Here is a 22,797-nt window from a genome sequence, read left to right on the forward strand (position 1 = left end):
GCCCCTTGCCGGCCTCTCCTGGAGCCACGATGACCACCACGCCCCCCGCCGCCGAGGGATTCCTGCCGCCGTTCTTCATCCTGGGCTGCGTGCGCTCAGGCACCACCATGCTGCGCAACATCCTGCGGCAGCATCCTCTGCTGGCCTGCCCGGAGGAGACCCACTTCTACCGCCCGGGAGAGCCTTTCGGCACCCCCGGCTTCCAGGCCTTCTGCAACAGCAACACCCTCAAGCGCCACCGCCAGATCGACGGCGTGCCGGAGGAGGCTTTCGCCCAGATGCTGGCCGGCAGCCGCTCGCGAGCCGAGCTGGTGCACCGCTACATGGCCGCCTTCGTGGCGATGAGCAAGCCCGGGGCGCGCTGCTGGTTCGACAAGACGCCGCAGAACATCTATGGCGCCGCCCAGCTGGCGGCCGACTTCCCGCAGGCGCGCTTCGTGCACATCGTGCGCAACCCGCTGGATGTGGCGGCCAGCCTGCGCATCGGCAAGGTGATGAAGATCGCCCAGCTGGTGGGGGCGTGTTCGTACTGGAACGAGTCGGTCACGCTGATGCAGCAGCTCAAGCAGCTGGCCCCGGGCCGGGTGCTGGAGCTGCACTACGAGCGCTTCACCGCCCAACCCCGCGCCGGGGTGCAGGCGCTGATGGCGCATCTGGGCCTGCCCTTCCGGGCAGAGGACTTTCCGGCGCTGGACACCGCGCCGGTGAGCCATGAGGAGGAAGGGGTGCTGAGCGCGGAGGAGGTGGCCTTCATCAAGGCGCTGTGCCTGCCCGGCCGCCGGCTCTACGGCTACGCCGCGTCCGGCGAACCCGAAACCCTGCCCGCGCTGCCGGTCGACACCGCGCCAGGGGAGGTCGCGCCCGTCAAGGCGCCGGCAGCCGCCAAGCCGGCGGCGCGGCCGGGCATGGCCGCGGTGATGGCCAAGGTGGCCGCCAAGGTGGGGGCTCCGGCCCTCAAGCGGGCTGCGCGGCTCCAGGAGCTGGAGGCGCTGCAGCGCGAGCGGGAGATCCGGCGGGAGGCGCTGCGCAAGGAGCGCGCCGAGGCCAAGCGCCGCGCGCAGCGGGCCGCCGCCACCGGCGGCAAGCCCGAAGACGGGGCGGCTTGAACGCCGGCCCCGTGGCCCGGGGTCAGAGGACCTGCTGGGCCAGCTGGCCGGCGGCGTAGGCCGCGGCCATGTCCACCAGGGTGCGGCCCTGGATCTTGGCGGCCTGGCCTTCACAGCCGAATTCCAGGTAGCGCTGCTTGCACACGGCCTTGGCGGCTTCGCGGGCGGGCTTGAGCCACTCGCGGGCGTCGAACTTGTCGGGGTTCTCGGCCAGGAACTTGCGCACCGCACCGGTCATCGCCAGGCGGATGTCGGTGTCGATGTTGATCTTGCGCACGCCGTACTTGATGGCTTCCTGGATCTCGGCGATGGGCACGCCGTAGGTTTCCTTCATCTTGCCGCCGTACTGGTTGATGATGGCCAGCAGCTCCTGCGGCACAGAGGACGAGCCGTGCATCACCAGGTGGGTGTTGGGGATGCGGGCGTGGATCTCCTTGACGCGCGAGATGGCCAGGATGTCACCGGTGGGCGGGCGGCTGAACTTGTAGGCGCCGTGGCTGGTGCCGATGGCGATGGCCAGGGCGTCCAGCTGGGTCTCCTGCACAAAGCGGGCGGCCTCCTCCGGATCGGTCAGCATCTGGCTGTGGTCCAGCTTGCCTTCGGCACCGATGCCGTCTTCCTCGCCGGCGTCGCCGGTTTCCAGGTTGCCCAGGCAGCCGAGTTCACCCTCGACGGTGACGCCCACCTTGTGGGCCATGGCCACCACCTGACGGGTGACGTCGACGTTGTAGGCGAAGTCGGCCGGGGTCTTGCCGTCCTCACGCAGCGAGCCGTCCATCATCACCGAGCCGAAGCCCAGGTCGATGGCGCCGGCGCAGACCTTGGGGCTGGTGCCGTGGTCCTGGTGCATCACCAGCGGGATGTGGGGATACATCTCGGCGGCGGCCTGGATCAGGTGCTTGATGAAGGGCTCGCCGGCGTACTTGCGGGCACCGGCGCTGGCCTGCAGGATGACCGGCGCGCCGACTTCGTCGGCGGCGGCCATCACAGCCTGGACCTGCTCCAGGTTGTTGACGTTGAAGGCCGGAATGCCATAGCCGCATTCGGCGGCATGGTCCAGCAGCTGGCGCATGGAAACGAGGGGCATGGAATTTCCCGTTGGGTGAGTGAACCTGGCACGCCGCCGCAAGGCCCTGAAGCCCCCGGAAGCCGTCGGCGCTGTAACCGCACCGTAACCTCGGGAATTCTAGCGACCGCCCCTGCACCCGGGCACCCCTCAAGCGGGGACCGCCGGGCCGGTCGGGCGCTCAGGCCACGCGGCAGACCTTGAGCATGTTGGTGCCGCCGGGGTAGCCCATGGGCTCGCCGCAGGTGATGGCGTAGGTGTCGCCCGGCTTGAGCAGGCCGTTGTTGACCAGCAGGCGCTCGGCCTGGACCAGGGCCTGGTCGCGGTCATCGCTCATGGGCATGAGGACCGGGCGCACGTTGCGGTACAGCGCCATGCGCGCCTGCGAGCCCGCCTTGTGGGTCAGGCCGTAGATGGGCACGCGGATGTTGTAGCGGCTCATCCACAGGGCGGTGGAGCCCGATTCGGTCAGGGCGATGATGGCCTTGCAGCCCAGGTGGTGGGCGGTGAACAGCGCACCCATGGCGATGGCTTGGTCGATGCGGCCGAAGGTCTTGTTGGTGAAGTCGGCGTCCAGGCGCACCTCATGCGCGCGCTCGGCCTCCAGGGCGATCAGGTGCATGTGCTCCACCGTCTCCACCGGGTACTTGCCGGCGGCGGTCTCGGCACTGAGCATGACAGCATCGGTGCCGTCGAGCACGGCATTGGCCACGTCGCTCACCTCGGCGCGGGTGGGCACCGGGTTGACGATCATGCTCTCCATCATCTGTGTGGCGGTGATGGCGATCTTGTCCATCTCGCGGGCCATGCGGATCATGCGCTTTTGCAGCGCAGGCACGGCGGCGTTGCCCACCTCCACGGCCAAGTCACCGCGGGCCACCATGATGCCGTCGGAGGCCTTGAGGATGGCCTCCAGCTGCGGAATGGCCTCGGTGCGCTCGATCTTGGCGATCATGGCCGGCTTGTGGCGCCACGGCTCACCGGCCACATTGGCCAGCTGGCGGGCCATCTCCATGTCGGTGGCGTTCTTGGGAAAGCTCACCGCCAGGTAGTCGCACTGGAAGGACATGGCGGTCTTGATGTCCTCCATGTCCTTGGCGGTCAGGGCCGGGGCGGTCAGGCCGCCGCCCTGCTTGTTGATGCCCTTGTTGTTGGACAGCTCGCCGCCAATCTTGACCAGGGTGTGGACCTGGTCGCCCTTGACGGTGTCCACGGTCAGCACGATCAGGCCATCGTTGAGCAACAGGGTGTCGCCGGGCTTCACATCGCGCGGCAGCTCCTTGTAGTCCAGGCCCACGCCCAGCTCGTCACCCAGCTCGGTGCGGCCGGCGTCCAGCACGAAGGGCTGGCCCGTCTCCAGCATGATCTTGCCCTGGGCGAACTTGCCCACGCGGATCTTGGGCCCCTGCAGGTCGGCCATCAGGGCCACGGGCTTGCCCACGCGGCGGGCGCATTCGCGCACCAGGTTGGCCCGGTCAATGTGGTCCTGGGCCTTGCCGTGGCTGAAGTTCAGCCGTACCACGTCCACGCCAGCGCGCAGCAGCCGCTCCAGGGTGTCGGCGTCGCTGGAGGCCGGTCCGAGGGTGGCAACGATCTTGGTAGCGCGGGGCATGCAGGTCTCCGGTGGTGTCTTGGTGGGGTCCGGTCCTGCGCCAGATGACGCCGCCGGGAAAGGCCATTATCGGCAGGCCTTTCCCGTCGCGGGTTACGGGTGCATTACCGGTTGCAGCGGCAGCCCGCGGCCACCGTGCAGGCGTCACGCCCCAGACAGGAGCGCAAGGCCTGCGCCCCCGTCGGCCTCACTTGGCCGTGGGCATCACGAATTCGGCGCCCTTGCCGATGCTGGCCGGCCAGCGCTGCATGATGGACTTCTGCTTGGTGTAGAAGCGCACGCCTTCTTCGCCATAAGCGTGCATGTCGCCGAACAGGCTCTTCTTCCAGCCACCAAAACCGTGCCAGGCCATGGGCACGGGGATGGGCACGTTGATGCCCACCATGCCCACCTGCACGCGGCGGCTGAACTCACGCGCCACATTGCCATCGCTGGTGAAGCAGGCCACGCCGTTGCCGAACTCGTGGGCGTTGATCAGCGCCAGCGCCTCGGCAAAGTCCTTGACGCGCACGCAGGCCAGCACCGGGCCGAAGATTTCCTCCTTGTAGATGCGCATCTGCGGCGTGACATGGTCGAACAGCGTGCCGCCGGTGAAGAAGCCGCCTTCGTGGCCCGCCACGGTATGGCCCCGGCCGTCCACCACCAGCGTGGCGCCCTCTTCCACGCCCAGGGTCACGTAGCCCTCGATGCGGTCACGCGCTTGCGCGGTGACGATGGGGCCCATTTCGGCATCCAACTCCAGCCCGTTCTTGATCTTGAGAGTGCGCGCGCGCTCGGCCACCTTGGCCACCACCGTGTCGGCGATGTCGCCCACCAGCACCGCCACCGAGATGGCCATGCAGCGCTCGCCGGCTGAACCGTAGGCCGCGCCGATCAGCGCGTCCACCACCTGCTCGACGTTGGCGTCGGGCATCACCACCATGTGGTTCTTGGCGCCGCCCAGGGCCTGCACCCGCTTGCCGTGGTGGGCACCGGTCTCGTAGATGTATTGGGCAATCGGGGTGGAGCCCACAAAGCTCACCGCCTTCACGTCGGGGTGGGCCAACAGGGTGTCCACCGCCAGCTTGTCGCCCTGCACCACGTTGAACACGCCGTCGGGCAGGCCGGCCTGCTTGAGCAGGTCGGCAATGAACAGGCTGGGCGAGGGGTCACGCTCGCTGGGCTTGAGGATGAAGGTGTTGCCCGTGGCCAGCGCCACCGGGAACATCCACATCGGGACCATGCACGGGAAATTGAACGGGGTGATGCCGGCCACCACGCCCAGGGGCTGGCGCAGCGTCCAGTTGTCGATGCCGGTGCCGATCTGGTCGGTGAAGTCGGTCTTGAGCAGCTGCGGCGCACCGCAGGCAAACTCGACGATCTCGATGCCGCGGGTCACTTCGCCCTGGGCGTCGGTGAACACCTTGCCGTGCTCGGCGGTGATCATGGCCGCCAGGGTGTCCTTGTGCTGGTTGAGCAGGTTCAGGAAGGCGGTCAGGATGCGGGCGCGGCGCAGCGGCGGGGTCTCGGCCCAGGCCGGAAAAGCGGCCTGCGCGGCGGCCACAGCAGCGTTCACCTCGTCCACCGAGGCCAGCGCCACCTGGCGCGCCACGGCGCCGGTGGCCGGGTTGTAGACCGCCTGCGAGCGGCCGCTGGCACCCGCCACGACCTGGCCGGCAATGTAGTGGCCAACGTCGGCCGAGGAGGTGAAGGACACGGGGGCGAGGGCCATGGTGAAGCGCTCCGAAGGCGTGGGAAAGAGGACGACAGGGTGGCGGACCGTCTGGCGGTGCGCATCACCTTGGGCCGGCAGTCTAGGCAGCGGCCCTGGGGCTGCCTAGGGTGCGGAACTGGAATCATTGTTCACGCTGACGAACAATCCAGCTCAATATCGTCCATGATGTCGACCCCATGCAAGACCCCACCGACCACCGCGCCACGCCGCTGTGGGCCCATGTCCACGCCCTCACCGTGCTGGCCGACACCGGCAGCTTCACCGCCGCAGCCCAGCGCCTGGCCTGCTCCAAGGCGGCGATGAGCCAGCGGGTGGCCGAGCTGGAACGCGCCGCCGGCGTGCCCCTGGTGCAGCGCACCACCCGCAGCGTGCGGCTGACCGAGGCCGGCCTGCAGCTGGTGGAGCGCAGCCGGGCCGCCTTCGAGACCATTGACGACGCCCTGGCCGGGGTGCGCAACCTGGCCGCCGCCCCCCGCGGCCTGGTGCGCCTGACCGCGCCGGTGGCGCTGGCCCGCCAACAACTGCTGCCGCGCCTGCCCGACTTCCTGCGCCAGCACCCTCAGGTGCGGCTGGAGCTGGACCTCTCGGACCGCCTGGTCTCGCTGGCCAAGGAAGGCTTTGACCTGGCACTGCGCCACACCAGCCACCCGCCGGACACCCACGTAGGCGTGCCGCTGTGCGACACCCGCTCCTGGGTGGTGGCCAGTCCCGGCTACCTGGCGCGCCAGGGCTTGCCGCGTCGCCCGGAAGACCTGAGCACCCTGGATTGCCTGTTCTATCCCCGGCCCGGCGAGCAGGCGCTGTGGAGCTTCGAGCCCGCCACCGGCGGCGCCCGCCTGAGCGTGCCGGTGCACGGCCCTTTTGCGGCCAACAACAGCGAGGCACTGCGCGAGATGGCCCTGGCCGGTCTGGGTCTGGCCCTGCTGCCCGATTTCAGCCTGCAGCCCTGGCTGGGCCGGGGCGAGCTGGTGGCGGTGTTGCCGGACTGGCGCTCGGTGGGCACCTTCGGCACCCAGCTGTGGGTGCTGCGGCCGCACACCAGCCAGGTGCCGCTGGCTGTGCAGGCCCTGACCGCCTGGCTGCGGCGGCAGTTCAGCGCCGGCTTTGGCACCTGACACCGCAGCCGGACGAGGACCGCAGCGCGGCGCACAAAAAAAAACCGACCCGGCCCTTGCGGGCCTGATCGGGAGAAGTCCTCCAGGAGGACGTCGTTGGGCCGGTGGGTGCCGCACCACAAGACCAAGAGGCGCCGCCACGGCACCGTGCCGCTGCGTTTTCACTCTCTTGGTGCATAACCAGCACCCTTGTCAAGCACTATACGCCCAAAGGTACACGCCGTAACTCAGCAGAATTGGGGATAAACCACCATTCACTGGCGCTTTTCCCCTGATTCAAACCAGGACGCCCGCGTCGCGCCCTGCGGGCCTGCGGGGCGCACAATGCGGCCATGTCTGCCCCTGCATCCCCCCTGCCCGAGGACTGGTCGGCCCGCGATCTGGCTGAACTGGACCGCCTGTTGGCCGCCGTGCCGGCGCCGCTCGAATCCCTGGACCCCAGCCTGCTCGACGGCTACCTCTGCGGCGTGCTGCTGCAGCCCCACACGGTGCCCGAGGCCATGTGGCTGGCCCATGTGATCGACACCGAGGGCCGCCCGCTGCCGGCGGGCTTTGCGCTGGAGCCCCTGCGCCAGCAGGTCCGCCGCCGGTACGCCCAGTTGGATGCGGCCATCGCCACGCGCCAGTGGTTTGACCCCTGGATCTTCCAGGACAGCGAGGAGGTGGACGACGACGACGCCCTGGCCCTGGTGCTGCCCTGGTGCGCCGGCTTTGCCATGGCGCTGGACCTGTTCCCCACACTGATGGACGAGGCCGAGGATGAGGCGCTGGAGGGCCTGGCGCTCATCTACCGCGCCTTTGACCCGGACGACCTGGAGGACGCCGACGACCTGCTGGCGGTGATCCAGGAGGTGGGCGAGCCGGACTCCGCGGAAGAGGCGGTGGAAGACCTGGTGACGGCGGTGATGCTGTTGGCCGATCAGACGCGCCCCGCGGTCCAGCCGGTCCGTCCGGCCGCCCGGCCGGCCGTCGCCCCACCCGCCCCGGCACGGCGGGCGGCGGCACCGGCACCGGTCCCGCGGCGACCTGCGCCGGCCGCACCGGCGGGCCGCCCGGGCGCGCGCCCTTCGTCTGGCGGCCCGGCCCGCGGTCCAGCCCGCGGACAAGGCGGTGCCGCCCCCCGAGCGGCCGGGGGCGGCACCGGACGCTCAGGGGGCTCAGGGGGCTCTGGTGGCCCACGCCCCGCAGGCCCCGCCCGCAAGGGGGGCAAGGCCAAACCGTGAAGATCTGCAGCGGCGGCATCACCAACCGGACTGTCGGGCTGGCCGCCGCTGCGTCAATGTGACATGCTGTCACGGTTGACCTGAATTTGACCCGGCCTGCTTGGCCTGTTCGGCAAGCGAGTCCGCCGTCCGGACCCATGCCCAAGACCTCCCCCTCGCGACGGGCCGCGGCGCCCTCCCGCCCTGAAGATACGGCGGCTCCCACGCCCCTGAACATCGTGGCTATCGGCGCCTCGGCCGGCGGGCTGGAAAGCCTGCGGCTGCTGCTGCCCAGCCTGCCGCCAGACGTCCCGGCCTGCTACGTGGTGTTGCAGCACCTGGCCCCCAGCCACCGCTCCATGCTGGCCGAGATCCTCGCGCCCTGCACCCCGCTGCAGGTCCGCGAACTGCACGACGGCGACCGGCCGGAGGCCGGCCTGGTGTTCATCACCCCGCCCAATGCGCATGCCGAATTCGACGGCCAGGCGTTCCGGCTGAGCGTGCCGGACCCGCAGTCCCTGCCGCGTCCCTCCATCAACCTGTTCCTGGCTTCGCTGTCCGAACACCAGCCCGAGCTGTCGGTGGGCATCATCCTGTCGGGCACGGGCAGCGATGGCGCGCTGGGGCTGCGCCAGCTGCGGGCGGCCGGGGGTCGGGCGCTGGTGCAGCGGCCCGACACCGCGCGCTACACCGGCATGCCCGACGCCGCCATCCGGGCGGTGGGGGCCGAGGAGGTGCTGGCGCCACAGGAGATGGGCGCGACCCTGCGGGACTGGCTGTCCGACGCCCGCGGCGGCTTGTCCACCCTGGCAGCCACCACCCTGCCGCCCCTGGCCGAGGGGGAGCTCGCCGAGCTGATCGCCCGCATGCGCCGGCGTTGCGGCATCGACTTCGGCGAGTACAAGGAGGGCACGCTGCTGCGGCGCCTGTCGCGGCGCATGCAGGTCCGGCACGCTGGCACGCTCAGCGCCTACCTGCAGGTCTGCCACGACGACCCGGGCGAGCTGGAGCAGCTGGCACGCGACACCCTGATTTCCGTCACCAGCTTCTGGCGCGACGCCCCGGCCTTCGACGCCCTGGTGGCGACGCTGCGCGAACGCTTTGCCCACCGCGACCTGCTGGCCGACCCCCTGCGTTTCTGGGTGGCCGGCTGCGCCACAGGTGAGGAGGCCTACTCCCTGGTCATGGCCGCGGTCGAGGCCCTGGGTGAGCCCCCGGGCGACCGGGGGCTGCAGGTGTTTGCCACCGACCTGGACCAAGACGCGCTGGTCCTGGCCCGCCGGGGCCTGTTCGCCCCCGCCGCCCTGGTGGACCTGCCGCCGGCGCTGGTGCAGCGCTACTTCACCGCCGTCGGTGGGCAGTACGAGTTCTCGCGGCGGCTGCGGGAGCGGGTGGTGTTCTCACGGCATGACCTGACACGCGATCCGCCCTTCCCCCGGCTGGACCTGGTGAGCTGCCGCAACGTGCTCATCTACCTCAAGCCCGAGACACAGGCACGCATCCTCTCGGCCTTCCACTACGCCCTGCGGCCCGACGGCCTGCTGATGCTGGGCCGCAGCGAGTCGGTGCTGCACCATGAGCAGCAGTTCCATCCGCTGCACAAGGAGCACCGGCTGTTCGTGCGTACCGGCCCGGCCCAGCCCCTGCGGGACGCCGGCGGCTACCGCCTGCCCGCGGCACCGGCGCCCTCGCGGCGCGCGCCGGCCCCCGACTCCGCCACGCAGCTGCTGCGCCTGGCCGCGGGCCACTACCTGCCGGCCTGCGTGCTGTTGGACGAGCAGCTGCAGGTGCTGCAGGTCCATGGCGATGTGGAGCCCTTCCTGGCCCTGCGTCCGGGGGCCCAAACCTGGGACATCCTGTCCCTGGCCCGGCCCGAGGTGGAGTCGGAGCTGCGCCTGCTCTGCGCCCTGCTGCCCGACGGGGTGCACGCCCAGCAGGTGGAGATCAGCCTGGGCCGCGGCCGGTCGCCGCGACGCTGGCGCCTGGAGATGCACCCCTGGACGGGCCAGCAGGGGCAGCGCCTGGCCCTGCTGGCCTTCCTGCCCCTGACGGGGCGCCAGCGCAGCCCTGCCCGCAGCAGCATGACGGGCGCAGAGGACCGCGACCTCCAGGATGCCCGCGAACGACTCAAGACGCTGGTCGAGCAGTTGGAGGCCAGCAACGAGGAGATGCAGGCGCTCAACGAGGAATCCCAGGCGACCAACGAGGAGCTGCAGGCCAGCAACGAGGAGATGGAGGCCGCCAATGAGGAGTTGCAGGCCACCAACCAGGAACTGGCCACGGTCAACGCCGAGCTCAACCACCAGTGGCGGCGCTACCAGCAGCTCTCCGAGGAGCTGCAGAGCATCCAGAACAGCGTGGACCTGCCCCTGCTGGTGATCGACCCCGACCTGACCCTGCGGCGCTTCAACCAGTCGGCGGCCCGCGTGTTCCGGCTGAGCCCGGGCTGCGAGGGCCTGCACTTGTCCACAGTCACCCGCCCGCCCGGCATGCCCGACCTGCAGCCCTGGGTGGAGCAGGCCCAGCGCTCGGCCAGCCCCCTGGTGGTGCCCCTGCCGGGCACCACCGACGGCCGGGAGTACGTGCTGCACCTGGGCCATAAGGTGCTGGACGGCGAGCGTCGCGGCGTGGTGCTGACCCTGGTGGACAACACCGACCTGGCACGCGCGGAGCGCAAGACGCAGGCCGTGGAACAGCGGCTGCTGGCCCTGATGACCCACGGCGGTGCGCTGGTGGCCGTCAAGGACGCCAGCGGCCGCTACGAATTCGCCAACGACCGCTACTGCGAGTTCCTGGGTGTGGCGCCGGGCTCGCTCATCGGCCGCACCGACGCCCAGGCCCTGCCACCCAGCCTGTCCCAGCCCCTGCGGCAGGGCGATCTGGATGCGCTGGCGTTGCCTGGCGGCCAGGTGCTGGAGCGTGAGGAGCGGTTGGTGGTGCAGGAGACGCCGCGCTTCTGGTGGGCCAACCGGCATGTGGTCAACGACGCCGAGGGTGCCACCGTGGCCCTGTGCGTGCAGGCCCTGGACCTGAGCCGCTGGCGCGAGCATGAGGAGGAGCTGCGGGTGGCCAGCCGGGTGATCGACGTCACCCGCGAAGGCGTGATGATCACGGACGCCCAGGGCACCATCCTGCGCGTCAACCCGGCGTTCAGCGCGGTGACCGGCTACAGCCTGGAAGAGGTCCAGGGCAAGAAGCCGCGGCTGCTGAGCTCCGGACGCCACGATGCAGTCTTCTATGACCAGATGTGGCAGACCCTCAGGGCCCAGGGCGCCTGGCGAGGCGAAGTCTGGAACCGCCGCCGCAACGGCGAGATCTATCCGGAGTGGCTCAGCATCAGCGCGCTGCGCGCCGACGACGGCGAGGTGGTGAACTACGTGGGGGTGTTCTCCGACATCTCGGCCCTGGTGGCCTCGCGCGCCCAGGCCGAGCGGCTGGCCACCCACGACACCCTCACCGGCCTGCCCAACCGCGCCCTGCTGCTGGATCGCCTGGAGCATGCGGTGCAGGCGGCCAAGCGCCAGAAGCACGAGCTGGCGCTGTGCTTCATCGACCTGGACAACTTCAAGAACATCAACGACAGCCTGGGCCATGAGGCTGGCGACACCCTGCTGCGCCAGGCCGCCCAGCGCATCGCCGAGAACGTGCGCACCGCCGACACCGTGGCCCGCCTGGGCGGCGACGAATTTGTGCTGCTGCTGGAGCGCTGCAACCGCTTTGACTGCCTGCAGACGGTGGAACGCATCCACCGCGCCCTGTCCGAGCAGATGAGTCTGCAGGACAGCCTGGTGAGCACCGCCGCCAGCATCGGCATCGCCATGTACCCGGAGGACGGTGAGGACGGCGCGGTGCTCATGCGCCACGCCGATGCCGCCATGTACCGGGCCAAGCGCGGCGGACGCGGGCGCTACGAGTTCTTCTCCGCCGAGGTGGGCGAGAGCGCGCGCACCCGCCTGGCGGTGGAGAGCGGCCTGCGCCAGGCCCTTTCCAGCGGCGCACTGCAGCTGCACTACCAGCCACAGGTGGAGGCCGGCAGCGGCCGCTGGCTGGGACTGGAAGCCTTAGTGCGCTGGCGCACGCCACAGGGCGAATGGATCCCGCCCTCGGTGTTCCTGCCCATCGCCGAGGAAACTTCCCTGATCGACGCGCTGGGCGACTGGGTGCTGGACCAGGCCTGCGAGCAACTGGCCCGCTGGCGCGCGCTGGGGCTGGGACAGATCAGCCTGTCGGTCAACATCTCCCCACGACAGCTGCGCGACCGCAGCTTTGCCGACCGGCTGCAGCAGTGCCTGCTGCGCCACCAGATCCCCGGCCAGCAACTGGTGCTGGAGCTGACCGAGAGCGCGCTGCTGCAACCCGGCGAGCACCTGGCCCCGCTGCTGCGGCGCCTGCACGCCATCGAGGTGCGCCTGTCCCTGGACGACTTCGGCACCGGCTACTCTTCGCTGGCCCACCTGCGCACGCTGCCGCTGCAGGAGATCAAGATCGACCGCAGCTTTGTCCAGGGCATGGTGGACCAGCGCGACGACCGGGAGATCGTGGCCGCCATCGTCGGCCTGGCGCGGGCACTGGAGCTGCGGCTGGTGGCCGAGGGGGTCGAAACCGAAGCCCAGCGCCACGCCCTGCAGGCCCACGGCCCGATGCTGCTACAGGGTTTCCTGTTCCAGGCCCCGGCCGCCGCCGAGGCCATCACCCAGAGCCTGCAGGCGCAGCAGGCCCTTGTCGATGCCTGACGCCACCGACATGCCCGCCGGCCAGGGCCTGTCCAGCTGGTACCTGCTGGACGCGGACGACCGCCTCCTCGACGTCTCGCCCGACTGGGATGCCGCCGCCATGGCGGCGGGGGGCAAGCCCCTGCTGCGTGCCGCGGTGGTGGGCCAGCCGCTGCGGCGTTTTGTGAGCGGCGACGCCACCCGCCTGTTCCTGGAAGCCCTGCTGACCGCGGCACGCCTGACCGGACAGCCCCGCAGCCGGCCCTACCGCTGCGATGCGCCGGACAGGGTGCGTGAGCTGCGCATGACGGTGGAGCCGCTGCCAGGCGGCGTGGTGCGGGTGCGCCACGAGCTGCTGGCCTCCCGCCAGCGCCCAGCCCTGCCACAGGTCATCACCCGGGCGGCCACCGGCCGCTGGTGGCGTTGCAGCCAGTGCCTGTCCTTGTGGCCCCGGCAGGGCCAGGTGGGCGGCTTGCCACCGGCCGCTGCAGACCGTCAGGCACGCTGGCTGCCAGCGCCAGCCATCTGGTCGGGCGCCACCACGCCGGGCACCCGGCTGGTGGCCGACGCGGTGTGCCCGGCCTGCCGCCGGATGGCACCGGGCTCGGCCGACCTGGCACCGCAAGCCGAGAACCTGAACCCCGTGGACTGAGCCGCCCGGGGTCGCCAGTGGCCTCAGGCGGCCACCGCCACCTGCAGGCGCGGATCGCGGGCCACCGGACCGCAGAAATTGAAGGCCAACTCCGGCTGGCGGCCACTCATCAGCTCGGCCAAAGCCTTGCCCGAACCTGCGCCGTGGGTCCAGCCCAGGGTGCCATGTCCGGCGTTCAGCCACAGGCGGCCCAGCCGGGCGGCGCGGCCGATGTAGGGAATGTTGGTCGGGGTGCTCGGGCGCAGGCCGGCCCAGAAGTTCGGCTCGCTGGTGTCGGCCACCCCCGGGAACAGCTCCTCGTAGCGGCGTACCAGGGCGGCGCAGCGCACCTTGGCGGTGGCATTGTCCAAGCCGGTGTCATAGCCCGCCATCTCAGCCGTGCCGGCGATGCGAATGGTGTCGCCCAGACGGGAAATGGCGATCTTGCGCGTGTCGTCCAGCAAGCTGACCACGCTGGCGTCCTGGGGACGCTTCAGACGCAGGGTGGCCGAGTAGCCCTTGGCCGGGTAGATGTCCAGGCCGATGCCCAGGGGCCGCAGCAGCGGGGCGGTGAAGGAGCCCATGGCCACCACCGTCTGGTCGCCCAGCAGGGTGCGGCTTTCGCCGGTGCGGACGTTGCGCAGACGGGCCCCCAGCACCTCGCCACCGGCGGCCATCAGGCCCTTGACCTCATGCTCCCACAGGAAGGTGGCGCCGCGCTCGGCACACAGCCGGGCCAGCTTCTGGGTGAAGACGAGCGCGTCACCCGACTCGTCGCTGGGGGTGAAGGTGCCACCGTGGATGCGGTCACCAAAGGCGGCCAGGGCCGGCTCGACCTGCAGCACCTGCTCGCGGTTGAGCACGCGGCGGTCCACACCGTACTGGCGCATCAGTTCGGCCGCGGCCGCGCCGCTCTCGTAGTCGGCGGCGGTGGAGAAGAAGTGCAGGATGCCGCGCTCCAGCCGGTCGTAGGTGATGCCGGTGCGCGAGACCATGTCCTTGAGCGTGGCGTGGCTGTAGGCGCCCAGGGCCACCAGCTGGCGCACGTTGCGGGCAAAGGCCGCATCGGTGCACTGGGTCAGGAACTTCAGGCCCCAGCGCCACTGGTTCGGGTCCAGGCGGGGACGAAACAGCAAGGGAGAGTCGTCCTGCATCATCCACTTGAGGACCTTCAGCGGCGCGTCCTTGTTGGCCCAGGGCTCGCAGAAGCTCACCGAAATCTGGGCGCCGTTGGCGAAGCTGGTCTCCAGGGCCGCGTCGGGCTGGCGGTCCACCACGGTGACTTGATGGCCCAGCTCCAGCAGGTGCCAGGCGGTGGAGATGCCGATGATGCCGGCGCCCAGGACGACGATGTGCATGCTGATTCCCTTGTGCTGCAGACCGCAGTCCACCCCGAGCACCGGGCCTCACTGCGCTGGCGTCATTGTCGGCAGGCGCCCCGGGCGCATGAACATCAGTAAATTCATTTCAGGTTTCATCAGTTTTGCTAATGAAGCTGCGGGCCGCGGAGCCCGTGCCGCGGCGCTGCCGGGCCCGCCGCCCGCCACCAGGCGTGACAGCCCGCACACCTGGGGGATTGCCCGCGCTTGGGGCTGCTTCTCGGGGCTTATCGACGGCGCCGGATGACCGACAACCAGGGTTCCAGGCGCCGCCTCGCGCGGCCCGGCATCACCCGCCAGGAGACCCGATCATGTCCACGCCCCACTCCCGCTCCGGCTTGTTCCAGCGCTGGCGCCAGGCGCACGCGGCCCGCGACCGACCCGGCCAGGATCCGGCGGACATGGGGACGGTGATGGGTTTGGAGTTTTCGCTGGACCAGGCGCCGGCACCGGCCGGTCCGCAGCAAGTTCCGGCCACCGGGGGAAGCCCGGGCGGGCGGACGCGGCGCTGGTGGCCGCAGTGGCGTCCCCAGGGACGCGGGTGAGGCCGGTGGTGGCCGCGGCCACCACCGCAAGGTCCGCTCAGCGGACCAGCAGCACCGGGGTCTTGCAGTGGGCCAGTACCTTGGTGGCCACCGAGCCCATGACCAGGTTGCCCAGGGCGCTGTGCCCATGCGAGCCCAGCACCAACAGGTCGAACTCGCCCTTCTCGGCCACGCCGGCGATCACGTCGGCCGGGCCACCGGACTTGAAGACGAACTCGGCGTTGAGCTTCTGCTTGGTGAAGAAGGTGCGGATGGGCTTGAACACCTTTTCGGCCTCCTCCTCGTAGTGGGACTTGAGCAGCGCCTTGTCCAGAGCGGCGGCGGCCCGCGGCGGCACCGCGGCCACGGCGTGGACCACGGTGTAGGCGTGCTGGGCACCGAGCCACTCGTCATGGGCAGCCAGGTAGGCCAGCATGCGCTTGGTGTAGGCGCTGCCATCGACGGCGACGAGGATCTTCATCGGGTCTCCTTCAATAGGACGTTCGGAAACAGGGTTGGGGCTTTGGGTTCAGTGTAGGCCCGCCACTTCAGACCTCGACTACGCGAAAACCGTCAAAGCCGTCGGCCTCGCCCTTGCGGGCCAGCCCCCGGGCGTTGCACACCACCCGCGCGGGCAGCCGCCCGGTCCGCTCCACCCGGTAGTCGTGGCGGCAGTGGACATGGCCGTGGATCCACAGGTCCGCGCGAGCCAGCAGGTCGTCGTCGGCATTGCAGAAACTGGCAGTCCCCGGTTGCCGCCCGTAGCGGGGGTCAGCACTGCGCAGACTGGGCGCAAAGTGAGTGATCACCACCTGAGCCACGGCACCAGCCTGCGCCAGCGGCACCGCCAGGGCCGACTCCAACCACGCCCGATCGGCGAGACCCGCCTCGCGCACAGCCAGGGCGTCAAAGGGTCGCTCGGTCGTCCCGTCGGCCACCGTGCTCTGCTGCACCCGCTGGAAGTAGGCCGCCGCACGCAGCGCCCGCTCCCGCTGGGCAGCCCCGAAGAGGTCGAAGTCGCTCCAGCGCAGCACACCGGTCAGGCGCACCGGGCGGCCGTCGTCACCGGTCATCACCACGCTCTCGCGTTCCAGCAGGCGCAGGCCCAGGCGGTCGCACAGCGCGCGCAGGTCGCGCCAGGCGGCACCAATCTCGCGGCGGTCGAATTCGTGGTTGCCCGCCACCACCAGCACCGGCACCGGCCAGCCGGCAAACCGGGCGTAAGAGGTCCAGCCGGTGTCGATGTCCCCGGCCAGGACCAGGGCCTCGGCGCCAGGGGCAGGCTCGGGCGAAAAATCTTCGGATTCCAGGTGCAGGTCGGAGAGGATCTGGAGGCGCATGGGGCGCATCATCGCAGCCCCGCCCGGCGCCCCCTCCCCGGACTCAGTCCAGCTGCGGCAGGCTCAGGGTGAAGCGCGCGCCGCCACCCTCGCGGGAGTAAAGCGTAAGCGTGCCGCCCATCAGCTCGGCCAAGGCCCGTGACAGGGCCAGGCCCAGGCCGGTGCCGCCGTGCTGGTAGCTCACGCGGTCATCGCCCTGGCGGAACTTCTCGAAGATCAGCTCCTGCAGCTCCGGGGCGATGCCCGGTCCGGTGTCCACCACATGGAAGCGCACATGGTCCGGCGCGGTGTCCACCTCGATCAGCACGTGGCCCTTCTCGGTGAACTTGATGGCGTTGGACATCAGGTTGTTGAGCACCTGCTTGACCCGCAGGCCGTCGCAGCGCACATGCACCGGCACGTCCGGCGCGATGCGCACCCGGATTTCCAGGCCCTTGGCCGAGGCGGTGAGGGCGAAGAAGTCGGCCGTGCCCTGCACCAGGGGCATGACCGCCTCGGGCTCGGGATGGATGGCCATGGCCCCGGCCTCGACCTTGGCCAGGTCCAGGATCTCCGAGAGCAGGCGGTTGAGGTGCTCAGCACCCTTGCGGATCAGGCCGGCCTGCTCCTTGAACTTCGGGTTGTCCAGCCGACGCTCCATCAGCTCGGAGAAGCCCAGGATGCTGGTGAGCGGCGTGCGCAGCTCATGGGAGATGGCGGCCAGGAACTCGCTCTTGGCCCGGTTGGCGCTCTGGGCCTGGGCCTCGCTGTCCTTGAGGGCCTCATGCGCCTTCTCCAGCCGCCTCAGGCTGATCTGGAAGATGACGGCGGTGGCCACCAGCGCCAGCGACACCAGGCCGGCCAGCAGCACCACCAGGTTGCGGGTGTCGCGCCAGCTCTCCAGCGCCTCCTCCAAGCCGGTGGCCACGGCCACGTAGAGCGGGTAGTCGCCCACCTGGCGGTAAGCCGAGATGCGTTCGATGCCGTCCAGGGTGCTGGCGCTGATGAAATGGCCGAAAGGCGCCAGTTCGCTGCGCGCCAGCGGGCTCTCGCGGCCCAGGTTGGAGCCCATGCCCACGCTCTCGCCCCCCAGCACCCGGGCACGGATGTTGAGGTCGCGGCCCACCAGGGTCACGCCCCCCTGGGTGCCCAGGGAAACGCTGCGGTAGACGTCCTCGAAGTACACGGGATCCAGCGAGGCCACCACCACCCCCAGGGCCTGCCCGTCCGGACCGTCGATGCGGCGGGAGAGCTGGATGGTCCAGCGCTTGGACACCTTGCCCAGCACCGGCTTGCCCACGAACAGGCCGTTGCCCGGCACCGGCAGGGCCCCGGGCGCCAGATGCACACGGACATGCTCGCGTTCAGACAGGTCCACATGACCGGTCTTGGTGCCGTCCGGGTCGATGTTGCTGCCCATGAACCGGCCGTCGGCCCCCACCAGCGACAGCTGCACCAGGATCTTGGGCGCCAGGCCGGTCTCGTTGGCGAAGCGCACCAGATCGGGCGTGCCCTGGCCGGCGCGTACCGCATCGCGCAGGCGCAGCGCGGCCTGGTCGGTGGCGGCCAGCACCCGCAGGGTCTGTTCCTGCAGGGCACTGGAGAGGTTGGTGTTCTGCCGCACCTCGGCGGTCAGGGTGTCGTCCCACTTGACCTTGAGCAGCAGACCAACCATGGCCCAAGTGCCCACCAGCAGGATGATGGTGAAGACCATCGCGACCACACTCAGGCGCCAGCGGCGCTGCCCCAGACCGATGGCGCCGCGGGGGGGGGCCGAGGGGACGGGAGTCAGGGGCGCGAGGGTGGAGGGCATCAGGTGGCAGGCGGGAGGAGCGGGCGCCGCAGGTGTCGGCCCAGTAGCCTGCACCATGCCACAGGCGCCTGGGCGCGGCGCGCCAGAAAGCGCATGGAAGACCCCTTAGTTTGCCGTCAAGCCCCTGTTCTGGGAAGCCAGGCCACCCCGCCCCCATGACACCCGGGCATGGACCATGCATCATGGGGTCTTTCCTGTTGTACCCCACCGACCGCCGACCGAACGCCCTGGAGATCCCGCATGAACCGCCCCGCCCTGCTGCTGCTGTGCCTGACCGGTTGGGCCGGCGTTGCGGCCCGGGCAGAGCCGGTGATCGCCCCCGGCGGCGGAGGGCCCTCCTCAGGCGGCGCTGACGCCGCCAGCGTGAGCTTCAGTGACCTGCTGCTGCCCTTTCGCCTGCCCATGGCGGCGCTGACCGACACCATGGAGGACATGAGCGACATCTTCGGCCGGGGCTACCAGCTGGGCCTGGCCATGGTGGCCTCGCCCGAGCGGCCCGGACAGGGCGCCCTGGCGCTCAGCACCAAGCCCGTGATGTCGTTCCAGTACGGGCGGCTGCGCATCACCAGCTCCATGGGCGGCCTGATCGAGCGTGGCCGCGGCAGCAGCCAGGCCCTGGGCTTCTCCCTGGTGTTGTGGGACACCTCGCGCTGGAACACCGGGGTGAGCCTGCGCACCGACCGCGGCCGGGAGGTGGACCCCGACGATCCGGTGCTGCGCCACCTGCCCGAGGTGCGCTCCACCCTGCGGGCCCGGGCCATGGCGCGTTACCGCATCACCCACCAGTGGTCCTGGGGCAACAGCCTGAGCGTGGACCTGCTGGGCCACGACGGCGGCACGATCTACAGCACCGACCTGGGCTTTGGCACGGCGCTGGCTCCGGACTGGCGTTTCAGCGCCGGCGTGGGCATGGGGGTGGCCGATCGCACCTACATGAGCAGCTACTACGGGGTAAGCGAGGCCTCGGCCGCGGCCAGCGGCGGGCTGCTCAGCCCCTACCACCCCAAGCCCGGGCCGCAGGCGGTCAGCGCCAGCGCCGCGCTGACCTGGCAGTTGCACCCCAACTGGCGCCTGGGCACTTCGGTCAGCGCGACCCAGCTGCTGGAACAGGCGCAGCGCAGCCCGGTCACCGCGGCCGCCTTCAACTACAACGTGGCCGTGGGCGTGGTCTTCCAAAGCCGCCGCACCACCGAGGACGACGACTGATCCCTGATCCGCCGGCGGCGCTCAGGCCACGCTGAGCAGCGTGGTGCGCCGCGCCTGCATGGCCTGGTCCATCAGGGCCGCTGCGGCATAGCTGGCAGTGGCCGACTGGTGCTCGGCTGGCGAGCGCTCCAGGTCCAGCCCCCCCTGCACCAGCGCAACGTTGCGCTGGGCAAACTCCACCCGCTGGGCCAGCTGCTGCAGGGCCCGGGCCTGGCGGTCCACCTCGTCGCGGGCCTGCTGGTCCAGCGAGCGCGCCAAGTCGCCGTCGCCTTCCTGGGCGGTGGCGCGGGGACGTTCCGGCAGCGCCCGGACCGGGGCCACCACGGGGGTCAGCGCGGACACGGTGTTCATGGTCGGGAAGGGTCGGCGGCGAAAGGGGGAGGGGCGAGGACGCCATCTGGCGCCCACAGCCACGATGATGCAGCGCCACCCGCGGCCAAGCCAGAGGCGCGGCCCTCAAGCCCGGCCAGGATGTGCCGAAATTGGCGCCCGTGCCGGCAACAGGCCCGCAATACAGATCGGTTCACAATACCGGGCTCCAGCTTTTGTGTTCACGGGACCTGCGCATGAAGAAACGTACCCTGCTCGGCCTGATGGCCGCCACCCCTCTGGCCATGCTGACGGGCTGCGGCTCAGGCGATGACAGCGGCACGTCGCGGGTGCGTCTGCTCAACGCCAGCCGCGGCTATGGCTCGCTGGACCTGTATGTGGACGACAGCAAGGTCAGCAGCGCCACCGCCTTTGGCACCCTCAGCAGCTACGCCAGCATCGACGACGGCAGCCCGGAGGTGGTGCTCAGGTCGGCCGGCTCCAGCACCAAGCTGTCGACCAACAGCAGCATCGCCTTCTCCTCGGACGTCGACTACACCGTGGTCGCCTACGGCTGGTCGGGCAGCGTCTCCAGCGCCGTGATCGCCCACGACGAGGACACCCCCGACAGCGGCGAGGTCTCCCTGTCCATCCTCAACACCGCCTACGACGCCGGCCTGCTGGACGTCTACCTCTCGGCTGAAGACGAAGCGCTGGACGACCTGGTGCCCTACGAGGAGGCCATGCGCGTCAAGCATGCCGCGGCCCAGACGCTGGACAAGGGCACTTACCGCCTGCGCGTGACCAAGTACGGGGACAAGTCGGACCTGCGCCTGGACGTCTCGGGCATCACCCTGGCCGACAAGTCCATCTCCACCCTGGTGCTGGTGCCCGCCGGCGAAGGCGCCGCCCTGGTCAGCGCGCTGCTGGTGCCGCACGGCGGCAACACCGTGACCGCCCTGGCCAACACCCAGGCCCGGGTGCGCGCGGCCGTGACCGTCTCCGACGGCGCCAAGGTCAGCCTGTCGCTGGGCGGCGAGAGCCTGGTGTCGGCGCTCAAGTCCAGCACCATTGACGTGTACCAACTGGTCAACGCCGGCACCTACACCCTGACCACCACCGTGGACGGCACGACCCTGGCCACCCAGTCGGTGACCCTGGCCGCCGGCACCGACACCACGCTGCTGGTGACCGGCGCCAACGCCGCCGACGCCGCAGTCACCGTGCTGAGCGACGACAACCGCGTCTCGCAGGCCACCAACCGCTACCGCATCCGTGTGGTGCATGCGGCCTCGTCCATCGCCGACGAGGCCGTCACCCTCAAGGTCTCGGGCTCGACCGTGGTGACCAACCAGGCCTATCGCAGCGCCTCGGCCTACAGCACCAAGACCTCGGGCACCTCGCTGACCGTGAGCATCGAGTCGCAATCCTTCGACGTCTACAACTCCGACGACGAGGACATCGCCGACAACTCGGTCTACACCGCCATCGTCTGGGACAAGAACGGCGCGCTGACTGCCGAGATCTTCCAGGACTACGAGGCCGTCTTCAGCTGAAGCCAAGGCCGGCGCCCTGCGTGGCGCCGGCACCGTCCCCGCCAAGCAGGAGAGACAGCGCATGAAAGCCCTCTGGAACGGCGTGGTGATCGCCGAAAGCGACGACGTGGTGCTGGTGGAAGGCAACCACTACTTCCCCGACACCTCGCTGCGCCGCGAGCACACCACCTTCAGCAACCACCGCAGCACCTGCCCCTGGAAGGGCGAGGCCCGCTACATGAGCCTGCTGGTCAACGGCGAGCTCAACCCCGACGCGGTCTGGTACTACCCCTCCCCCAGCGACGAAGCCGCCGAGGTGCGCGGCCGGGTCGCCTTCTGGAAGGGCGTGCAGGTCGTCGCCTGAGACGACGACCCCGCGGCCAGACCCGACCTGTCCCCTGGCTGCCGGGCCCCGCCATGGCCGACCCCCTACCGCTCCTGCCCGATGGCCGGCCGCTGGGGCCGGCGCACCTGCGCCGGCTGCGCGAACTCTGGCGCAGCGCCGGCTGGCCACACCAGGACCCACTGGAGCTGGACCTGCTGTTGGCGGGCCTGTTGGAGCCCCAGACCGACGCCGCCGGCCGCCAAACCTTGCGGCTGACCCCTGCCGGCCTGCAAGCCCTAGCCGGCCACCACCAGCGCCACCGCCGCGCCCGCGACGGCCATGAGGGCCTGGTGGCCCGGGTGGCCCAGGAGCAGCAGCGCCAAGGCCGTCTGGTCTGGCGTGGCCTCAGCCTGCGCGCCGCCGTGCCGCAGGCCCTGCTGGCCCCCGGCGCACCAGCCGTTGCCGCCCGCGACGACACCTGGGATCCACCCGCCTCCATCCCCGGCCCCGACCTGCTGAGCCTGCTGCAGCCCGAGGCCCCCGCCGGCGGCCCGGCCCGCCCCGGCGCCAGCGCCGCCGGCCTGCGCTGGGTCATGGCCATGCCCGACGTCTATTCCATCCGCCCCAGCTCCCGCGAGGACCAGGTGCTGCCGGTGGCCCTGGAGATCAAGGTGCGACGGGCCGACCTGCTGTCCGACCTCAAGCGCCCCGCCAAGGGGGAGGCCTACCGCGCCATGGCCAGCGAGTGCTGGTACGTGCTGCATGCCGGCATCGGCCAGGCCCACGAGGTGCCGGACGTGTTCGGTGTGATGGTGGCCCATCCCGATGGCCAAGGCGGATACGGCCGGCTGGAGGTGCTGCGGCCGGCGCCGCGCCGGCCGTTCCAGGTGCCCCTGGCCATCTGGCTGGCCCTGGCCCGGGCCACACCCGAGCCCGCGGCCGACGCGCTGGCCCAGCCCGGACTGGCGGCGCTGGACGACCTGCCCGGTCACGGTGACGCCGACAGCCTCCTCGACGCGGCGCCCGCCCCACCCACGTCCCCAGACACGGCGGCGTGAGCCCCCGGTCGCGCGCCCCGGCATTGCGACGACACTCTGCCCATGCCCCGACACCGTACGCCCACGCCCGCCCGCCTGCGACAGGGCTTGTGCGCCGTCCTGCTGCCACTTCTGCTGGCCACGGCACCCGCGCCCGCCCCCGCCGCGCCGCCCGCCGCGCCGTCCTGCACC

18 protein-coding genes are annotated in these 22,797 nt (G+C 70.7%); 10 read left to right on the forward strand and 8 right to left on the reverse strand.

Annotation, left to right across the window (positions count from 1 at the left end; translation table 11 throughout):
• Nucleotides 1–29 precede the first annotated feature (29 nt).
• Nucleotides 30–1,106, forward strand: coding sequence for a sulfotransferase family protein (locus G3A44_RS17200; protein ID WP_163458984.1), 1,077 nt, complete (start codon nt 30–32; stop codon nt 1,104–1,106).
• 22 nt (nt 1,107–1,128) lie between these two features.
• On the opposite strand, the gene fba is transcribed toward G3A44_RS17200, so the two are convergent.
• The 3 genes from fba to G3A44_RS17215 form a co-directional block, all read right to left on the reverse strand.
• Complete coding sequence (gene fba, locus G3A44_RS17205; RefSeq protein WP_163458985.1) at nt 1,129–2,193, reverse strand: class II fructose-bisphosphate aldolase; 1,065 nt, start codon at nt 2,191–2,193, stop codon at nt 1,129–1,131.
• Between the two features lie 160 nt (nt 2,194–2,353).
• Complete coding sequence (gene pyk, locus G3A44_RS17210) at nt 2,354–3,784, reverse strand: pyruvate kinase (protein WP_163458986.1); 1,431 nt, start codon at nt 3,782–3,784, stop codon at nt 2,354–2,356.
• A gap of 187 nt (nt 3,785–3,971) precedes the next feature.
• Nucleotides 3,972–5,495, reverse strand: coding sequence for a CoA-acylating methylmalonate-semialdehyde dehydrogenase (locus tag G3A44_RS17215; protein ID WP_163458987.1), 1,524 nt, complete (start codon nt 5,493–5,495; stop codon nt 3,972–3,974).
• 179 nt (nt 5,496–5,674) lie between these two features.
• Between G3A44_RS17215 and G3A44_RS17220 the strand changes: the two genes are divergently transcribed.
• The 4 genes from G3A44_RS17220 to G3A44_RS17235 all read left to right on the forward strand — a co-directional run bounded on the left by G3A44_RS17220 (nt 5,675) and on the right by G3A44_RS17235 (nt 13,179).
• The gene (locus G3A44_RS17220) at nt 5,675–6,613 is read left to right on the forward strand and encodes a LysR family transcriptional regulator (protein ID WP_163458988.1); all 939 of its coding nucleotides are present in this window, start codon (nt 5,675–5,677) and stop codon (nt 6,611–6,613) included.
• Between the two features lie 332 nt (nt 6,614–6,945).
• A complete protein-coding gene (locus tag G3A44_RS17225; protein ID WP_163458989.1) occupies nt 6,946–7,836 on the forward strand; it encodes a YecA/YgfB family protein in 891 nt (296 codons plus the stop codon).
• 137 nt (nt 7,837–7,973) lie between these two features.
• Entirely contained in the window at nt 7,974–12,548 is a 4,575-nt protein-coding gene (locus G3A44_RS17230; RefSeq protein ID WP_163458990.1) for an EAL domain-containing protein, read from the forward strand.
• Nucleotides 12,541–13,179 (forward strand): hypothetical protein, encoded by a 639-nt coding sequence (locus G3A44_RS17235; protein ID WP_163458991.1) that lies wholly within the window; start codon nt 12,541–12,543, stop codon nt 13,177–13,179. The genes G3A44_RS17230 and G3A44_RS17235 overlap by 8 nt, the downstream gene beginning before the upstream one ends.
• Before the next feature lie 23 nt (nt 13,180–13,202).
• On the opposite strand, the gene G3A44_RS17240 is transcribed toward G3A44_RS17235, so the two are convergent.
• Complete coding sequence (locus G3A44_RS17240) at nt 13,203–14,516, reverse strand: D-amino acid dehydrogenase (protein ID WP_163458992.1); 1,314 nt, start codon at nt 14,514–14,516, stop codon at nt 13,203–13,205.
• A 332-nt stretch (nt 14,517–14,848) separates the two neighbouring features.
• Here G3A44_RS17240 and G3A44_RS17245 point away from each other — a divergent pair, with 332 nt between their 5' ends.
• The gene (locus tag G3A44_RS17245) at nt 14,849–15,082 is read left to right on the forward strand and encodes a hypothetical protein (RefSeq protein WP_163458993.1); all 234 of its coding nucleotides are present in this window, start codon (nt 14,849–14,851) and stop codon (nt 15,080–15,082) included.
• A gap of 37 nt (nt 15,083–15,119) precedes the next feature.
• On the opposite strand, the gene G3A44_RS17250 is transcribed toward G3A44_RS17245, so the two are convergent.
• The 3 genes from G3A44_RS17250 to G3A44_RS17260 form a co-directional block, all read right to left on the reverse strand.
• On the reverse strand, nt 15,120–15,542 hold the full coding sequence (locus G3A44_RS17250) for a universal stress protein (RefSeq protein ID WP_163458994.1): 423 nt from the start codon (nt 15,540–15,542) through the stop codon (nt 15,120–15,122).
• A 67-nt stretch (nt 15,543–15,609) separates the two neighbouring features.
• Complete coding sequence (locus G3A44_RS17255; protein WP_163458995.1) at nt 15,610–16,401, reverse strand: metallophosphoesterase; 792 nt, start codon at nt 16,399–16,401, stop codon at nt 15,610–15,612.
• Between the two features lie 43 nt (nt 16,402–16,444).
• Nucleotides 16,445–18,193 (reverse strand): sensor histidine kinase, encoded by a 1,749-nt coding sequence (locus tag G3A44_RS17260; RefSeq protein WP_163458996.1) that lies wholly within the window; start codon nt 18,191–18,193, stop codon nt 16,445–16,447.
• 240 nt (nt 18,194–18,433) lie between these two features.
• Here G3A44_RS17260 and G3A44_RS17265 point away from each other — a divergent pair, with 240 nt between their 5' ends.
• The gene (locus G3A44_RS17265) at nt 18,434–19,399 is read left to right on the forward strand and encodes a MipA/OmpV family protein (protein WP_163458997.1); all 966 of its coding nucleotides are present in this window, start codon (nt 18,434–18,436) and stop codon (nt 19,397–19,399) included.
• A 21-nt stretch (nt 19,400–19,420) separates the two neighbouring features.
• On the opposite strand, the gene G3A44_RS17270 is transcribed toward G3A44_RS17265, so the two are convergent.
• Nucleotides 19,421–19,750 (reverse strand): hypothetical protein, encoded by a 330-nt coding sequence (locus tag G3A44_RS17270; protein WP_163458998.1) that lies wholly within the window; start codon nt 19,748–19,750, stop codon nt 19,421–19,423.
• Between the two features lie 215 nt (nt 19,751–19,965).
• Between G3A44_RS17270 and G3A44_RS17275 the strand changes: the two genes are divergently transcribed.
• The 3 genes from G3A44_RS17275 to G3A44_RS17285 are packed head-to-tail and all read left to right on the forward strand — an operon-like array spanning nt 19,966 to nt 22,626.
• Complete coding sequence (locus tag G3A44_RS17275) at nt 19,966–21,264, forward strand: DUF4397 domain-containing protein (protein ID WP_163458999.1); 1,299 nt, start codon at nt 19,966–19,968, stop codon at nt 21,262–21,264.
• Nucleotides 21,265–21,280: 16 nt separating this feature from the next.
• Nucleotides 21,281–21,607 (forward strand): DUF427 domain-containing protein, encoded by a 327-nt coding sequence (locus G3A44_RS17280; RefSeq protein ID WP_510587266.1) that lies wholly within the window; start codon nt 21,281–21,283, stop codon nt 21,605–21,607.
• Nucleotides 21,608–21,660: 53 nt separating this feature from the next.
• A complete protein-coding gene (locus G3A44_RS17285) occupies nt 21,661–22,626 on the forward strand; it encodes a hypothetical protein (protein ID WP_203561451.1) in 966 nt (321 codons plus the stop codon).
• Nucleotides 22,627–22,797: the final 171 nt, after the last annotated feature.

This window comes from Ideonella livida (assembly GCF_010499455.1).
GTDB lineage: Bacteria > Pseudomonadota > Gammaproteobacteria > Burkholderiales > Burkholderiaceae_C > Ideonella > Ideonella livida.

Excerpts from the sequence above, each read along its gene's own strand:
- G3A44_RS17200 (WP_163458984.1), top strand. The coding sequence starts at position 30 with ATGACCACCACGCCCCCCGCCGCCGAGGGATTCCTGCCGCCGTTCTTC.
- G3A44_RS17230 (WP_163458990.1), top strand. The coding sequence starts at position 7,974 with ATGCCCAAGACCTCCCCCTCGCGACGGGCCGCGGCGCCCTCCCGCCCT.
- G3A44_RS17250 (WP_163458994.1), bottom strand. The coding sequence starts at position 15,542 with ATGAAGATCCTCGTCGCCGTCGATGGCAGCGCCTACACCAAGCGCATG.
- G3A44_RS17220 (WP_163458988.1), top strand. The coding sequence starts at position 5,675 with ATGCAAGACCCCACCGACCACCGCGCCACGCCGCTGTGGGCCCATGTC.
- G3A44_RS17255 (WP_163458995.1), bottom strand. The coding sequence starts at position 16,401 with ATGCGCCTCCAGATCCTCTCCGACCTGCACCTGGAATCCGAAGATTTT.
- G3A44_RS17225 (WP_163458989.1), top strand. The coding sequence starts at position 6,946 with ATGTCTGCCCCTGCATCCCCCCTGCCCGAGGACTGGTCGGCCCGCGAT.
- fba (WP_163458985.1), bottom strand. The coding sequence starts at position 2,193 with ATGCCCCTCGTTTCCATGCGCCAGCTGCTGGACCATGCCGCCGAATGC.
- G3A44_RS17275 (WP_163458999.1), top strand. The coding sequence starts at position 19,966 with ATGAAGAAACGTACCCTGCTCGGCCTGATGGCCGCCACCCCTCTGGCC.
- G3A44_RS17270 (WP_163458998.1), bottom strand. The coding sequence starts at position 19,750 with ATGAACACCGTGTCCGCGCTGACCCCCGTGGTGGCCCCGGTCCGGGCG.
- G3A44_RS17285 (WP_203561451.1), top strand. The coding sequence starts at position 21,661 with ATGGCCGACCCCCTACCGCTCCTGCCCGATGGCCGGCCGCTGGGGCCG.
- G3A44_RS17235 (WP_163458991.1), top strand. The coding sequence starts at position 12,541 with ATGCCTGACGCCACCGACATGCCCGCCGGCCAGGGCCTGTCCAGCTGG.
- G3A44_RS17215 (WP_163458987.1), bottom strand. The coding sequence starts at position 5,495 with ATGGCCCTCGCCCCCGTGTCCTTCACCTCCTCGGCCGACGTTGGCCAC.
- pyk (WP_163458986.1), bottom strand. The coding sequence starts at position 3,784 with ATGCCCCGCGCTACCAAGATCGTTGCCACCCTCGGACCGGCCTCCAGC.
- G3A44_RS17265 (WP_163458997.1), top strand. The coding sequence starts at position 18,434 with ATGAACCGCCCCGCCCTGCTGCTGCTGTGCCTGACCGGTTGGGCCGGC.
- G3A44_RS17245 (WP_163458993.1), top strand. The coding sequence starts at position 14,849 with ATGTCCACGCCCCACTCCCGCTCCGGCTTGTTCCAGCGCTGGCGCCAG.
- G3A44_RS17260 (WP_163458996.1), bottom strand. The coding sequence starts at position 18,193 with ATGCCCTCCACCCTCGCGCCCCTGACTCCCGTCCCCTCGGCCCCCCCC.
- G3A44_RS17240 (WP_163458992.1), bottom strand. The coding sequence starts at position 14,516 with ATGCACATCGTCGTCCTGGGCGCCGGCATCATCGGCATCTCCACCGCC.